Consider the following 15,119-nt stretch of genomic DNA (forward strand, 5'->3'; position numbering starts at 1 on the left):
GCGACAGGCAAATGGCCTGGGGACTCCCGAATTCGGGTGTCCCCAGGCCATCTGAGCATCCTCAGGCCGGACTACGACGAGTGCGGCATCTGCGGGCGGCCGGTCCGGTGGATCGCCGTCACGGCTGCCTCCTGGCCCGCGCGGCCGTGGCTTGAACCGCGATCCTTGGGGTGCCGGCGCTTACCGTTGCCGTCGGGCCACTGCCGGTTTCCGCCCATAGCGGCGGTGACGGCCATGGTTTCCGGGGTGGGCAGCGGCGGCCTGTCCATGGACTCCGCCAGGTGTGCGGCCACGTCCGGCTTGATGGTGCTTCCCTTGTTCTTGTCAGCCATTTGTTCTTCCTTTCCGCGATGAAATGAAGTGTTCACCCATATGGGCAGTGATTCCGGTCTGTCTGCCGGAATCAGAAGCGGTCTCGCGCCCGTTCTCAGGCTGCTTCAACTTGGCCGGAAGCTGCGTCCAGCAACACGGCGCAACGCGGAGGCATAGCCTCAACAGGCGCGGTATTTGTGGTCGGATGCGGAAGGCGGGGCACGGCAAAACCCGGCGGGAACCGATGGCTGCCATGCCGGCCCACTACTCGAAGATCAGTGTTCCCATGGCTCCACCATAGGCAGAAACAGGCCGGCCGGGAACCCCACGGCGGCCACTCAATCTTCGGCGCTGCTGCGGAAGGATCCCTCCCAGACAGCCCTGGATCCGGACTCCCCGATCTGCACCACGGTGAACACCGTTCCGCCGCACAATACAAGAGCCAGCACGACGGCGATCGCGCCCACTACGCGGGAGCCCGCTGTTCCGAGCCTTCTCCGCAGCCCGTCGGCCTGCGTTGCGCCGTACCGGAACCAGAGCCACTGCGCCAGTGCCACGAGGAATACGCCCACGACCCAGGGCAACAGCGTCCCGCCCAGTTGCATGTGCGCGATGATCCTTGGCGTGGAATCGACGCGCTCCAGCAGCCAGGCACCCGCCGCAACGGTCACGGGCACCAGGACAAGCGCCACGAGCGCCACCAGCGGTGTGATGATCCCCAAGCGCCGCCTGGCGGCGGGCCAGACGATGCCCAGCACCACGCAAAAGGCCGCCAGCGGAACAAAGACCACGGTGGCGTGGACGATCAACACGTGCATTGGCAGGCCGGTGACCTCGTAGTCCATGCCGAACACCCCTGTCTGGAATTATCGAACCCTGAAATCCATGTCCCGCGGCACCCGAATACCGGACATACCCACTCAGACGAGCGCCGGCGTCGAACGGTTCAATCGACCGCTCCGATCGAACGGTCAATCGCGGGGTCCGAGCCGCGTCCCTTGAGGCCTACAGCAGCCGCAGAACAGGCCGATTACCCCGAAAAACGGGCCCCAAACGGTTCCTTCCAGAAAAAGGTTTGGTAACGGCGCCCTCCACCCCCGCTTTCCGCGGGATTACGCGGTCAAATCGGTCAAAAATAAATAAGATTTCTTGCTGCTCAGGGGCGCTGAACGGGTGATCGTACGGCACGAAACTCTCGATTTCCATGGAAATCGCGTAAAATTGAAGGCCTGCCCGGAGCGGGGCAGCTACAAGTCGCAAGCAAATGACCTCCACAGGAGTCGCCCAAATGCCCATAGACCGAAGCACGACCGACTCTTCAGCAGGCGTGAGGAACGCCAGCGGAACCAACCAAGTGGCACCCCAGGGTGTCAAGAAACCAAAGCTACTCGCACGTCGCCGGCTCAAGGAGTCCGACGTAAATGTCGTAGACCAGCCCATGCTGAAGAAGGCCCTCGGCGGCACGATCGTCGGCAACACCATGGAGTGGTACGACGTCGGCGTGTTCGGCTACCTGATCACCACCATGGGACCGGTGTTCCTGCCTGAGGCCGACAAGTCCGTGCAGACCCTGTTCCTCCTCGGAACCTTCGCCGCCACCTTTATCGCCCGACCTCTGGGCGGAGTCATCTTCGGCTGGCTCGGCGACAAGATCGGCCGCCAGAAGGTCCTCGCCGCCACGCTGATGCTGATGGCCGCGAGTACTTTCGCAGTCGGCCTGCTGCCCGGATATGCGCAGATCGGAATGTGGGCCGCGGCTCTGCTGGTGCTGCTCAAGCTGGTCCAGGGTTTCTCCACCGGCGGCGAGTACGCCGGTGCCACCACCTTTGTGAGCGAATACGCCCCGGATAAGCGCCGCGGCTTCTTCGCCAGCTTCCTGGACATGGGCAGCTACCTCGGCTTCGCCCTCGGCGCCGCCCTCGTCTCCGTGCTCCAGCTGACCTTGGGTCAGGGTGCCATGGAGGAGTGGGGCTGGAGGATCCCGTTCCTGATTGCCGGTCCGCTCGGCCTGATCGCGGTCTACTTCCGTAGCAAGATTGAGGAATCCCCGCAGTTCCAGGCCACCCTGGATGCCCAGGAAGAACTCGGCAAGGATGCCACTGCCTCAGATGCCGCTGCGTCCAAGGGCCCGGTGGGCATTGTGAAGGCCTACTGGCGTTCGCTCATCGTCGCCATGATCCTGGTTGCCGCCGCGAACACCGCCGGCTACGCCCTGACGTCCTACATGCCGACGTACCTCACCGAGTCCAAGGGCTACGATCCGGTTCACGGCACGCTGCTCACCATCCCCGTGCTGGTAATCATGAGCCTGTGTATTCCGCTGACCGGAAAGCTCTCCGACCGCATCGGCCGCCGCCCGGTCCTGTGGATCGGTGCCCTGAGCACCATCGTGCTGGCTACTCCTGCGTTCCTCCTGATCGGCATGGGCAGCGTCTGGTCGACGCTGGCGGGACTTGCCCTCGTGGCCTTCCCCGTCACGTTCTACGTGGCGAACCTGGCCTCGGCCCTGCCGGCACAGTTCCCGACTTCCAGCCGTTACGGTGCCATGGGCATCGCCTATAACTTCTCGGTGGCGATCTTCGGCGGAACCACGCCATTCATCGTGGCAGCACTGATCACGGCGACGGGCAACGACATGATGCCTGCGTATTACCTGATGGCTACCTCTGCCATCGGCGCCGTCGCGATCTACTTCCTGAAGGAATCGGCCAACCGCCCGCTGCCGGGCTCAATGCCCAGCGTGGACACCCAGGCGGAGGCCCGCGAGCTCGTGGCTACCCAGGATGAGAACCCGCTGATTGATCTCGACGAACTGCCGTTCGAGGCCCTGGACGCAGAGCCGAAGGCTGGACTGGACGCTGAACTCGACGCCGAACTGGACGCTGAACTCGAAAAGGTCCCGGCCAAGGCCTAATGCGATAACAGCCCCGCGTCCGCACTGACGACGAAGGCCTGTCCGGCGCGCTCCCTTGGGGGAAGCGCGCAGGGCAGGCCTTCGCTCTGCCCTGCGCTGCTCTGCTCTGTGCTGTGCTGCGCGGTGCTGTGCTATTTTTCCCATGGCGGTTCTCCCGGAGAGCGGCCGACTGAGTGATAGGTGGTTTCCCGTGCGGTCCGTTCTGCGCCATGTCAGGATCCTGCACAGCCTGGGACCGGCCAACAACGACCATCTCTCCGCCCTTCGCGTGGCCATCAGTGTGGCGGTCCCGTCGCTCCTGCTGCTTCTGAGCGGGCGGCCCGAGCTGATCATCTACGCCGTCTTCGGCGCGCTGACCGGCATGTACGGGCGGTCCGAGCCGCACCAGCTGCGGCTGAGGCACCAGCTGCAGGCCACGCTGGTCCTGCTCTCCGGAGTGGGAGCGGGAGTGTTCCTCTCCGTCAACCAGCTCCATTCGTGGTGGCTGGTGGGCATCGAGGCTTTGCTGGCCGGAGCGGGCTCGGTCTACTCCGACAAGGTGCGGCTCAAGCCCAACGGCCCCTTCTTCGGCATCTTGGCTCTCGGTGCCTGCGCCTCCGTCCCCACGGTTGTTCCGTGGTACGTTGCCCTGCTCATCGGCGCCGGATCGGCCGCCTTTTCCCTGCTTGTGGGCTTTGGCGGCTGGGTGCGGCGCCGCGCCTGGAACACCGGGGCGGTGCGGGAGACCGTCCGGCTGCGTGGACGGTTGCGGCGGCAGGCCATGATCCACGCCGCGCGCTACGTGGTGGCGGTTGGCGCCGCCGGGACCATCGGCGTCATCACAGGCAGCGGCCACCCGCACTGGGCTATGGCCGCCGCCGCTGTTCCCCTTGCCGGCGCGGACCTGCCCAGCAGCGTCCACCGCGGCATCCACCGCATCATGGGGACGCTCCTGGGGCTGGTGGTCGTCGCCGTCGTGCTTCTGCCGGGCCCGTGGGCCCCGCTGAACTTTTTCCCCGGAGCCGAAGCCGCCGTCCTCGCCGTACTGGTGATGGTCTTCCAATTCACCACAGAGCTGTTCATGACCCGGCACTACGGGCTGGCGATGGTTTCCTTCACGCCCGTCATTCTCCTGATGACGCAGCTGGCTGCGCCCGCCGATCCCCACGTGCTCATTGCCGAACGCGGCATTGAGACTGTCGTGGGTGCGGTGACGGGCATCCTGGTGGTGTTGTTCATCCGTTCGCGCCTGAGTCCTGTTCCTTCGGCCTCCGCGGCGGGCCCGCCATGATCCTGTCCGGCAGGATCCGGGCGGCCGCGGTAAGCACTTTGTAGCGTTTGGTGGGAATCGAGACCGCCTTCCCCCGTGCGTTGTCCGCCAGCCCTTCCCTGACCACGCGGCCCGGACCCAGCCAGGTCCAGCCGGGGGCGACGGATTTGTCCATCCCCATCCGGTCATGGAACTCGGTGTGGACAAAACCGGGGCAGACCGCCGTCACCCTGACGCCCCGGGCAGCGTAAGCGAGATTGGCCCACCGGCTGAAGCTCAGCAGCCAGGCTTTCGCCGCGGAGTACGAGCCCCGCGGAAGGAACGCCGCCACGCTGGCCACATTGATGATCCGCCCGGAGCCGCGCTTCAGCATCCCCTGCAGGGCGGCGTGGCTGAGCACCATGGCGGTTTCCACGTGCAGTTTCAGGTGCTTCTTCTCGTCCTCGATGCTGTTTTCGTCAAAGTTGAGCAACAGCCCGATCCCGGCATTGTTCACCAACACGTCCACCGGACGCGATGCGTCGGACAGACGCGCGACGACGGAGGCCACGCCGGCGTCGTCCGTCAGGTCCGCGGACAGCACCTCGGCCGTGGTCCCGTACCGCTGCTGCAGCGCCTCTGCAGTTTTCTGAAGGCGTGCCTCGTCGCGTGCCACCAGCACGAGGTTGTGGCCCTGCTCGGCGAGCTGGCGGGCGAATTCAGCGCCCAAGCCGGCGGTGGCACCGGTGACAAGGGCCGTGGGGTTGGTGTTCGGCGTCATGCCAACAGCCTAGCCTCGCGGCCGCGCGGGAGGCAGGGCTATCGGCAGGGCTGGTGGCATGACGCCGGGCAGGGCCGGGGATCACGCCGTGATCATGCGAACCTTGCCAGCGGATTCTCCAGCCGGCCAGCCATCTGCAGGCCCCCGGACGGGTCGGTGAGGTCCAGCATCTGCTGGTTGTTGCGCAGCTGCAGCCTGTTGAGGCAGGAAAACTGGAAATCCGACGCGAACAGATCGTGGCGGGCAAACTGGTCTTGGAGCTCCGGGTGCTCTGCCTGGTAGCCGTGAATGGCTGCGGCCGCGATGCGCCAGAATTCGTCGCCGCTGAGCACACCGTCTTCCTCGAGGAGGGCGCCGAGGAACCGGAAGACGCAGTCGAACACGTCGGTGAAGATGGCCAGGACCTTCTCGCCGTCGGGGATTTCGACCTTGATCCGGGACACGGCTTCGGGCAAGTCAATCCTGTCCCCCATCACGACGATCTCCTCGGCAATGTCCTTCATGACCGCCCGGACCGGCACGCCGTTTTCCAGGACCAGGATCACGTTCTCGCCGTGCGGCATGAACGCCAGCTCGTAGCGGTACAGGCAGTGCACCAGCGGGACGAGGTAGGCCTCGAAGTAGCGCCGCAGCCATGCCCCGGCTTCCAGCCCGGACTGTTCGATCAGCGCCGACACCATGGGTTTGCCCGCAGCGTCGATGTGCAGGAGCGAGGCCATGGTGGCCAGCTGCTGTCCGTCCTCAAGCAGCGGCAGGGGACTTTCCCTCCACAGGGCGGACAGCATCTTGCGGTAAGGCGAATCCTTCGCGGACGCTGCCTCGTAATAGCCGTTGTGGTACCCAATGGCAGCCACTTCGCGGATCATGGCGAGCCCGCGGCTTTGCAGGGCCTCGTCGCTGGCAATCAGTTCCTGGAGCCAGTCATTGATCGCTGGCGTGGCCTTCATGTACTGCGGTGACAGGCCGCGCATGAAGCCCATGTTCAGGACGGACATGGCCGTCTTCACGTAGGCCTTTTCTGGTGCGGCCGTGTTAAAAAAGGTCCGGATAGACTGCTGGGCCTGGTAGCTGTCTGCCCCGATGCCGAGGTGGACGATGTGCTGCTGGGCAATTTCCGCTGCAAAAGTCACCGTCAGCTTGTTCTCCCACTGCCACGGGTGCACCGGCATCAGGAAATACTGGGCCGGGTCCAGGCCCAGCGCGCCGAGTTCAGCGTCGAAGTAGGCCAGCGCCCCCGCACCCAGTTCGGCGTCAAGGTGGGCGGCGTAGTCCAGCCCCGAGCTGGAGGTGAACACGGCCTTGGTCCGGTGGACCGCGATCCATTCCAGCTGCACGGGGGCGCCGGTTTCCGGAGCGAAGGCACGGTAATCGCTGATGCCGAATCCCAGCCTGCCGTTGTTGGCCACAAAGCAGGGGTGGCCCTCGGTCATGCTGCGTTCAATGGTCTGGAAGTCGGTGGCGACGTCCGCTCCGCCGGTCACGCCGGCCGCCAGCTCAACGGACGACGGCTGCCCCATCCACTGCTTGTACGCATGGCTGGAGAGCGTGCTGCTGATCTCCTCGAGGTAGACCGGGAGCATCTCCTGCCGGATTCCCAGGGCGTGGCGGAACTCAGTGATGAACCGGAGCGCATCCAGGGGTGCGTCCTGTCCGTCGCGGCTGCACCTGATCGAGGCGGCATCGACGGCCCAGTGGTCAAGGTGCAGGACCCTGGCGGAGAACCGGTATTCAACCGAGTCGTCATCGCTCAGCACCCGGTATTCGCTGGAATGGCCCGTGCTCCCGGTCTGGTCCCCGGTGCTGGTCCGTTCGGGGCTGAGGATCCGCTCGTGGGAGAACTCGGCGAGCGCCTTGCGGACGAGGTGCCGGTTGGCGGCAGCCCAGCGTTCCGGCGTGAGGTGGGTTGCGGCGTTGCCTGCGGTCAGGACGGATTCAAGTTCAGCGGTGGTCATAGTGATGCTCCCTGGCGGATCGGGGATGAGTGGAGGGCTGCGCGGGCCGAATGGAAGGCTTCACGGGTGCAGAAGCTGAGGAGGGCCTGCTTGTCCGAAAGGGTCACTTCTCCGGCGGGTTGGAAGCCAAGCCGCGCGTTGAGGACATGGATTTTGTGGTTCCGGGCGTCGGGTTCAACCACTACGCGCTCCACCTTGTCCTTGGCGAAGAGCCTGTCCAGGACTGCTTCCATCACGGCGGCGGTGTACCCGGTCCGTGGCGGCCCGGCGGGCGGGGCGACGAGGAGGTGCATCCCGATGTCCCCCGGCTGGACGGCGTACAGGCCCGCCAGCGGCGACAGGACCGGAAGGTACTCCTCCATCAGGAAGGCGGGGACGCCGTCGTCGAGCCCCAGCAGGGCGTGGTGATGCCCGCTGGACTGGATTTTGGAGTATTCCTCAACAACGTCCTCCACTGTGGCGGACTGCATCCCCCAGAAGGCGGCGTACGGCCGGATCACCCAGCTGTGGAGGAGTTGTGCATCGGCCTCCGGGTCGAAGCAGCGGAAGGTGAAACTCATGCGTGCACCTCTTCCGATTCAGCAACCGCGGTTTCGTGGACGCCGGCCGGGAAATCCGGCTGCTCCTGCACCCCGAACTCCTGGAAGGCGATGCTCCGCTCCACGGGATAGACCTCCCGGCCGGTGATTTCGCGCAGGATGCACGAGTTCCGGTAGGCCGCCATCCCCAGGTCCGGCGTGACGAAGCCGTGGGTGTGGAGTTCGGCGTTCTGGACGAAGATCTCGCCGGTTTCGACGCCGGTGCTGTAGTTCCGCTCGACGGCGAACCTGCCGGTGCTGTCCCGTGCGATCCGGTCCTGCACGCCGGCGAGGAATTCCGGCTCGCGGTAGCCGTAGCCCGTGGCCAGCACCACGGCTTCGGTGTCCAGCGAGTAGTCCGCGCCCTGTTCCCCGTGCCGCAGCTGCAGGGTGTGGGAACCCATGGACGGGTCCCACGAAGCCCCGGTGAGCGCCGAATGCGTCAGCAGCCGGGTGTCCACCATGCCGGAAAGGCTCTTGGTGTAGAGCAGGTCGTAGATGGCGTCTATGAGCTCGGAGTTAATGCCCTTGTAGAGATTCTTCTGGGCGCCGACCAGCCTGTCCCGCTGCTCCTGCGGCAGGGCGTGGAAGTAGTCCACGTAGTCCGGAGAGGTCATTTCCAGGGTGAGCTTGGTGTATTCCAGCGGGAAGAAACGCCCGGACCGGGTGACCCAGTTGAGCTGGTACCCGTGGACGTCGATGTCCTGCAGCAGCTCGTAATAGATCTCGGCCGCGCTCTGGCCGCTGCCCACGATGGTGACGCTGCGCCGCTGCTGGAGCTCGCTCTTCCTCGCCATGTAGTCGGCGTTGTGGAGGACAAGGCCGCCGGCCTTGGCTATCCCGGCACACGCGTCTGGAATGTAGGGCGAGGTGCCGGTGCCAAGCACCAGCCTCCGCGCGCGGAGCACCTCCCGCCCGTCCGGGCCGTTCACCGCAATCGTGTACACGCCGTCGTCGTAAGTGACTTCCGTGACGTCCGTGCCGAACCGGACCGAGGCCAGCTGGCCCGCCACCCACTGGCAGTACTGGTTGTACTCCGCCCGCAGCGGGTAGAAATTTTCCCTGATGTAGAAGCGGTAGAGCCTCCCGGTCTGCTTGAGGAAGTTCAGGAAGGAAAAGGGCGACGTGGGGTCGGCGAGCGTCACCAGGTCAGCCAGGAGGGGGACCTGCAGGTGGGCCTGCTCGAGCATCATGCCGGGGTGCCAGTCGAAGGAGTCCCGGCGCTCCAGGAACACGCCGTCCAGGCCGTCGACCGGTTCGCTCAGGGCGGCCAGTCCCAGGTTGAAAGGCCCGACGCCGATTCCGGCGAAGTCGTAAATGCGGCCTGCGCCAGAGGTGCTCACTGCGGACGTGCTCAATGCGGACGTGCTCATGCGTGTGCCTCCCGGGCTGCAGCGGCGGATTCGCCGGCAGTTGCTGTGCCGGCCAGGCTCTCCCCTGCCCGACGCACGAGCTCGATGATCTCCCGGATGTCCTCCAGCGTGGCCTCGGCATTGAGCAGCGTGAACTTCAGGAAGTGCCGGTCCGCGACCTTCGTTCCGGCCATCACCGCTTCGCCCGAGGCAAAGATCGCCGCGCGGATGGCCGGATTCAGGCTGTCCGCGAGGTCCTCGGACAGCCGCGTCCCGTCCGCGAGCACCGGCCGGTAGCGGAAGACCAGGGTGCTCAATTGCGGCTCAGCCGCCAGTTCGAAGTCGGGATCCGCCGAGAGTACTGTTCCCACACGGGCGGCAAGGTCGATCGCCTCGTCGAGGAGCGCACCGATGGCATCCGCACCCATGATGCGGAGCGTGAGCCAGAGCTTGAGGGCGTCGAACCGGCGCGTGGTCTGGATGCTCTTATCCACTTGGTTGGGGATCTCGGCCCGTGCGGCGGCTTCCGGGTTCAGGTAGTCGGCGTAATACGTCACGTGCCGGAGCATGCCGCCGTCCCGGACCAGGATGGCGCTGGAGCTGACCGGCTGGAAGAACGTCTTGTGGAAGTCAACGGTGACGGAGTCGGCCAGCCGGATTCCGTCCAGGAGGTGCCGGTAGCGGTTGGACACGATGAGCCCGCCGCCGTAGGCAGCATCCACGTGGAACCAGGCACCGTAGCCGCGGGCCAGGGCGGCGAGCTCGGTGAACGGGTCCACGGCGCCGAAGTCGGTGGTCCCGGCCGTGGCAACAACCGCCATCGGCACCAGGCCGGCGGCGTGGGCCGCCGCGATGGCCTCGGCCAGCGCGGCAGGATCCATCCGGTGGTCGGCGGCGCAGCCAACGGACACGACGGCGTCGAAGCCCAGCCCGAGCATGGACGCCGATTTCCGGATGCTGAAGTGGCTGTCCTCCGAGGTGAAGATCCGCAGCTTGTCCAGCAGTGCCGGGAGCCGGAGCCCGGCGTTCGCCGGATCGAGCCGCAGCTCCGCCACGGCGTGGTTCCGCGCGATCAGGAGCGCCTGGAAGTTGGACTGGCTGCCGCCGGACGTGAACACGCCGTCTGCCTCGCTTCCGAGCTGCAGGCGATCCGCGGTCCAGTCGATGAGGCGCCGCTCGATCATCGTGGCGCCCGCGCTCTGGTCCCAGGTGTCCATGGACGAGTTCACGGCGGACAGGACGGCCTCCCCCACGAGCGCCGGAATGACCACCGGGCAGTTCAGGTGCGCGGCGTACTTGGCATCGTGGAAATAGACGGCGTCGCGGAGATACGTGTCCTGCAGCTCGTCGAGGGCGGCCGCCGTGTCCGGCAGGGGCCGGTCCAGGTCGACGGCGTCCACCCGGCTCTTCATCTCGGCAGGGCCGACGCCGGTGAACGGCTGTGAGGTCCGCTCAAGTTTGGTGGCCACGGCGTTGACTCCCTGCAGCACCTGCGCCACGTACCGAGGGGCATTGCGGGCGTTGAACAGATGGTTGCTGGCGGCGAGGGCCAGCTCCACCCCGGCCCCGAAGTCAACGTCCGGCGAAAGGTTGCCGCGAAGGCGGGAACCGGCCGTTGCCACTCCAGCGGGATATCCGGCATCGGTTTCTTGGTCCACGCGTGTTTCGTCCACATCGGGCAGCAGGGTCATGGCAGTCATCCTTTTTTCGGGATCGGGTCCGCTCAGTTGCGGCGACCGCCCCCAAGCAAGGCAAGCCTTACTTAGGACACCCTTTTAGTCAAACTTCAGTGATGTAATTCAAGAAATCCCCGGAAAATGGGCGTATTTTGCTGATATCCGAGGTCATTGACTTTCCTCCACGGAGTGAAATGCCCCAGAATGTCCCCTGCACGGAGGGCGCGCGCGTGGTCCCGGCAGGGATGGGACACGAATTGCCTCAAAGCCGGGCGCCGGAAAGTCCTGCGGAGTAGAGTTCCTACCACGCGGCCTCACAGGCGGCAGGAAGCAGGGGGACGTGTCCGGAACTGAGCATGATCCGATCAATTTCAGGGAAATGGATTCCCAGGGACGGCCCACCGGCTACGGGCGCATGCCGGACCCTGCCGGTACCGGGCGAAGCGGCGGAGCGCAGGCGGGAGCGGCGGACTTTAGCGGCACCGGATTTGGCGTGGCCCCGTTGGACTCGGCAGATTCCGGCCAGCCGGGCCGCCTCATGGTCAACCCGTTTATCGTGGCCCTGTGGGTAGTCGTTTCAGGGCTGATCGTCGCCTCGTTCGGGGCGTTCACCATTGCCCAGGAGACCGTCAACTCGGGCCCGACGGGTCCGGCCATGCCCCTGAGCTACATCCTGATCAGCTTCGCCCCGTACGTGATGTTCGCCGGACTCCTCGGCATGATCGGCCTGCTCTTCTGGCACGCAGCGCAATGGCGCCGGAACCGCGAAAAGCAGCCCCCGCCGTCGTAAGCTGCTCGCCAAAGCCACAGCGCGAACGAACACTTGCGGCCCAAACTACAGCGCGAACGAACACTTGTGATCCCCCCAACCGTGCATTTTCTGGGCCACAAATGTCCGTTCGCGCTGAACCTATCCGGCCGGGACTTCGCGCCCGGCGGTTTCGCCCGGGCCCGGGTCATCCGAGGCCGCCGGCGTGTCCGCCGTGCCGGTCAACCGACGCGTCCGGAGTTCGTCCGTGACCTGGGCGTACCAGGAGTGGGCCCCGAAGGCCGGGCTGGGCGTATCCAAGTGCCGGTACAGGGCATCCGCAAGTTCCGCCAGCGCCGATTCAGGCAGCGCCGCCACCGCCACAGCCGGGTCCACGGTCTCGTCGAGGTACCGGGTCAGATCTTTCTCATTCATCGCGCGCTCCCCGCCTCAACTAGCCCGGCAGGCCTCCCGCCGGGACGGGACAGAGGACTGGTGTTGCCGGCAAGCGGCACGCCGGCCAGCGCTGACTCTGCGTCGGTTGCACCGCAGTGGATGGGGCAGACCGGAAGTTCGCCTGGCTCCGCGAGTGTCAGCTGAAAATCGTTTGCATCCTCGAGCGCGGAAGCGGCCGCAACCCCGAGTTCGTGGTGCACCTCCACGTGCTCTCCGCGGGCATGCTCCCCGGGCAATGCGGCTTGTCGCAGGTAGGACAGTACTGACTCGTCAACGTGCGAGGCGTCGCGGAAGTCCAGCGTGACGCTCGGGCTGGTGGCCAGCTTCTGGGCCCGCAGCAGCAGGTGAAGGAGTAAGGGGAAGTTCGCCGGGGTCAGGCACCCGCTGACTTCCAGGGTGACATGCCCGGGATCCAGGTCCACCCGTACCAGCACACGCAGTTTGTGATTCAAAGAATTCCCCAAAGAGAGAGTCCGTCAGCCAACTGCATAGCCAGCCTGAATCGTATGTAATTGTCGCGGGGGTCACAAGTCCGGTCCAAGCGCCGATACTTATCCGCCCGGCGGACCTAAACTGAAAGGTATGGACCACACTGCACTGGATAGCTCGGACCAGGGCTTTGCCGCGGCGGCGGAACAGTTGCAGGATCTGGTGATCGACAGCAAGGACGTCAGCGGCTTCCTGTCAGAGCTGTGCGAGTTCTCAGCCAAGTCCTTCTCCGCCTCCATGGGAATGGAGGTTGTGTGTGCCGTCACGCTGCACCGGCACCGGCGCCTGAACACGGCAGCCTGGAGCACCCCGGACGCGCGTAAGTTCGACGAAATCCAGCAAGGGTTCGGCGAGGGGCCGTGCCTCCACGCCATGGAAACCCAGACCACGGTGTTGGTGCGGGATACGCGCACGGATCCGCGGTGGCCGGACTACTGCCAGGCGATGGCAGCCCTGGGGCAGCTAAGTGTCCTTGGTGTTCCCCTGGCCCTGGACGAGGGGGCCACTGCGGCGCTCAACATCTTCGCCACCGTGCCTGATGTGTTCGACCCTGGCACCATAACATCGGCGGAGCTTTTTGCTTCCCAGGCGCAGCGGGCCCTGCGCCTTGCGGTCCGCATCGGCGTCCGTCAGCAGTTGGCCGACGACCTTCGCGCGGCAATGGAATCGAGGACCACCATCGACCTCGCAGCGGGGATCATCATGGGACAGAACCGATGCTCCCAGCACGAGGCCATGGCCATCCTTACCAAGGCCTCCAGCGGGCGCAACAAGAAGCTCCGGGATGTGGCCGCCGGACTGGTGAGCTCCTTCGACGGCGTTCCGGTTACCACGCACTTCGACTCGTAGCAGGGTTCGGCTACTCATAGCAGGGACCGCCAGCAGCATCACCTGGCAGCATCACGTGCCCATGAGCTTGGGCGCAGCCTCCTCAGGCCAGTCGATGCACTGCGTGTAGATCTCGTGCTTGCGCAGGTAGCGTGCGGTGAAGGGGCAATGGGGAATGATGCGCTTCCCCGCGGCCACGACGTCGTCCAGGGCGAAGTGCACGAGGACATTGGCGAGGCCCTGCCCCGCGAACTCCTCGGCCGTTTCGGTGTGGATGAAGTCAACGTGTCCCGGTTTGTCCATGAACCGGATATGCACCGCCAGCTTCCCGCCCACGTGCAGCTCGTAGCGGTGGAGCGCATCGTTCCGGAAGGTGGTGACATCCGGGGTGAATTGGTCCTCGGTGGATACCGTGTTCTCCGTCATGGTTCGACATTGGCACTTAATGCCTGTGCTGGCAATGGCTCTGGCGCAAGGGCCGGGACCCGCCCCAGCAGCAGGGCAGCAAGCGTAAAGCAGGCAGATCCGCCGCCCAGGTGCGGCAGCGACAGTCCGTTGAACGCTGCATCCGCCACCGGAACAAAGACGACGACGGCGGCCGTCACCACGGCGGCACGAGGCCGGCCGCGTGAGTGGACAGACGCCGTCGGCCGATCCTCCAACCGCCCGAACAGGGCAATTGCAGGGAGCAGCAGGAGCACAACGCCCAGCAGCACGAGCGGACGGGACCACCACCATTCGGCAGTGCCGGAGGCCGGCTTGGGGAAGTCCGTGAGAAGCAGCAGCCCCGCCATGGCGCCCAGCAACGGCAGGTGCCAGAGGTAGACCGTCATGGACCGGCGGCCCGCGAGCGCCACCATGGCCCGGACCCAGCGCACGGTGCCGATCCTGTCCAACGCCGGCTTGGCAAGCTGTAGGGTGGCCGCCTGCGAAACGCCCAGCAGGAAGAGGCAGAAATTCGGCGGGTTCAGATTTACCAGCATGTTGTCCCGGTACAGGCCCAGCCCGGTAAGGACGCCCAGCAGCAGGTTACTGGCAGCGACCAGACCCACCAGCCGCGAGGTACTAAGCCGGGCGAGGTGGCCGTCTGCCATGAAAAAGCCGAGCTGCTGCACGGCACACCACAGGAAGATCATGTTGACGTAGGCGATGAGCGGCATGGCGCCGCGGAAACAGTCGACCGCCACCACGAGCGCCGCGAGGCCGGCCAGTGTCAGCCAGGGCGCCCGCCGGTGTAACCGCTCCAGGAGCGGGATGTTCAGCTGTGCGGCGAGGTAGGCGGCCAGGAACCACAGCGGCATGCCGGCCCCGCTCGCCAAGAGCTGCACCACCTGAGGGTCCACGCCCAGGAGCAGGGCGCCCCACAGGCCAACGAACATCACCGCCAGCAGCGCGGCCGCCGGGCGGATGAGGCGCAGCAGCCGCGCCTGGGCGAACCCGTAGCCGTTGCCTCCACGGTCCCGCAACCTGCGCCAGGACTGCAGGCCGGTGATTCCGCCGGCCACGAAGAACAGCGGCATCACCATGAAAATCCAGATGACGGGCTCGAACCAGTCCTGCTCAGCGAGGGTGTTTTCGGTGGTCACCGTGCCGTCCGCATGCAGGACCGGGCTGGCCATCATGCAGTGGCTGATCACCACCAAGGCCAGGCAGAAGAAGCGGGCAAGGTCGATGGCCAGGTCGCGGGGCGGCGATGCCGAGCCCAAGCCGGAGGAATCCGTGCCCACGCCGGGTCCTGCCCGCTGCGCTGCACCATCCATGGAGCCCCCTCCCCGACGCGGAACTGGCCAACCATTTTGTAGGGT

15 protein-coding genes are annotated in these 15,119 nt (G+C 65.7%); 4 read left to right on the plus strand and 11 right to left on the minus strand.

Translation table 11 applies throughout. The features are described from left to right. Positions 1-71: 71 nt before the first annotated feature. Entirely contained in the window at positions 72-332 is a 261-nt protein-coding gene (locus J7I89_RS21030; protein WP_214974360.1) for a hypothetical protein, read from the minus strand. A 318-nt stretch (positions 333-650) separates the two neighbouring features. Continuing rightward, positions 651-1,157, minus strand: a complete 507-nt coding sequence (locus J7I89_RS21035) for a DUF2231 domain-containing protein (protein WP_214974362.1) — start codon at positions 1,155-1,157, stop codon at positions 651-653. Positions 1,158-1,600: 443 nt separating this feature from the next. On the opposite strand from J7I89_RS21035, the gene J7I89_RS21040 reads away from it, so the two are divergent. Both J7I89_RS21040 and J7I89_RS21045 read left to right on the plus strand, forming a co-directional pair. Beyond that, positions 1,601-3,226 (plus strand): MFS transporter, encoded by a 1,626-nt coding sequence (locus tag J7I89_RS21040; RefSeq protein WP_214974364.1) that lies wholly within the window; start codon positions 1,601-1,603, stop codon positions 3,224-3,226. 190 nt (positions 3,227-3,416) lie between these two features. Next, on the plus strand, positions 3,417-4,496 hold the full coding sequence (locus J7I89_RS21045; protein WP_308159994.1) for an FUSC family protein: 1,080 nt from the start codon (positions 3,417-3,419) through the stop codon (positions 4,494-4,496). On the opposite strand, the gene J7I89_RS21050 is transcribed toward J7I89_RS21045, so the two are convergent. The 5 genes from J7I89_RS21050 to J7I89_RS21070 all read right to left on the minus strand — a co-directional run bounded on the left by J7I89_RS21050 (position 4,441) and on the right by J7I89_RS21070 (position 10,808). After that, on the minus strand, positions 4,441-5,235 hold the full coding sequence (locus J7I89_RS21050; protein WP_214974368.1) for an SDR family oxidoreductase: 795 nt from the start codon (positions 5,233-5,235) through the stop codon (positions 4,441-4,443). The genes J7I89_RS21045 and J7I89_RS21050 overlap by 56 nt on opposite strands. 92 nt (positions 5,236-5,327) lie before the next feature. After that, a complete protein-coding gene (locus J7I89_RS21055) occupies positions 5,328-7,187 on the minus strand; it encodes an IucA/IucC family siderophore biosynthesis protein (RefSeq protein ID WP_251045662.1) in 1,860 nt (619 codons plus the stop codon). Next, entirely contained in the window at positions 7,184-7,747 is a 564-nt protein-coding gene (locus tag J7I89_RS21060) for a GNAT family N-acetyltransferase (RefSeq protein WP_214974370.1), read from the minus strand. Before J7I89_RS21060 ends, J7I89_RS21055 begins: the two co-directional genes overlap by 4 nt. Then, on the minus strand, positions 7,744-9,138 hold the full coding sequence (locus J7I89_RS21065) for a lysine N(6)-hydroxylase/L-ornithine N(5)-oxygenase family protein (RefSeq protein WP_251045663.1): 1,395 nt from the start codon (positions 9,136-9,138) through the stop codon (positions 7,744-7,746). The genes J7I89_RS21060 and J7I89_RS21065 overlap by 4 nt, the downstream gene beginning before the upstream one ends. After that, positions 9,135-10,808, minus strand: coding sequence for an aspartate aminotransferase family protein (locus J7I89_RS21070; protein ID WP_251045664.1), 1,674 nt, complete (start codon positions 10,806-10,808; stop codon positions 9,135-9,137). The genes J7I89_RS21065 and J7I89_RS21070 overlap by 4 nt, the downstream gene beginning before the upstream one ends. 325 nt (positions 10,809-11,133) lie before the next feature. On the opposite strand from J7I89_RS21070, the gene J7I89_RS21075 reads away from it, so the two are divergent. Continuing rightward, complete coding sequence (locus J7I89_RS21075; protein WP_214974372.1) at positions 11,134-11,583, plus strand: hypothetical protein; 450 nt, start codon at positions 11,134-11,136, stop codon at positions 11,581-11,583. Between the two features lie 120 nt (positions 11,584-11,703). Here J7I89_RS21075 and J7I89_RS21080 read toward each other — a convergent pair whose 3' ends face one another. Next, complete coding sequence (locus tag J7I89_RS21080) at positions 11,704-11,976, minus strand: hypothetical protein (protein ID WP_214974374.1); 273 nt, start codon at positions 11,974-11,976, stop codon at positions 11,704-11,706. Then, positions 11,973-12,449 (minus strand): hypothetical protein, encoded by a 477-nt coding sequence (locus tag J7I89_RS21085; protein WP_214974377.1) that lies wholly within the window; start codon positions 12,447-12,449, stop codon positions 11,973-11,975. Before J7I89_RS21085 ends, J7I89_RS21080 begins: the two co-directional genes overlap by 4 nt. A gap of 130 nt (positions 12,450-12,579) precedes the next feature. Between J7I89_RS21085 and J7I89_RS21090 the strand changes: the two genes are divergently transcribed. After that, the gene (locus tag J7I89_RS21090; protein WP_214974379.1) at positions 12,580-13,335 is read left to right on the plus strand and encodes a GAF and ANTAR domain-containing protein; all 756 of its coding nucleotides are present in this window, start codon (positions 12,580-12,582) and stop codon (positions 13,333-13,335) included. 51 nt (positions 13,336-13,386) lie between these two features. On the opposite strand, the gene J7I89_RS21095 is transcribed toward J7I89_RS21090, so the two are convergent. Continuing rightward, positions 13,387-13,740: a GNAT family N-acetyltransferase gene (locus J7I89_RS21095; protein ID WP_056631607.1), complete on the minus strand. Its 354-nt coding sequence runs from the start codon at positions 13,738-13,740 to the stop codon at positions 13,387-13,389. Further along, a complete protein-coding gene (locus J7I89_RS21100; protein ID WP_214974381.1) occupies positions 13,737-15,074 on the minus strand; it encodes an acyltransferase in 1,338 nt (445 codons plus the stop codon). The genes J7I89_RS21095 and J7I89_RS21100 overlap by 4 nt, the downstream gene beginning before the upstream one ends. Positions 15,075-15,119 lie beyond the last annotated feature (45 nt).

The organism is Arthrobacter sp. ISL-5 (assembly GCF_018613835.1).
GTDB lineage: Bacteria > Actinomycetota > Actinomycetes > Actinomycetales > Micrococcaceae > Arthrobacter.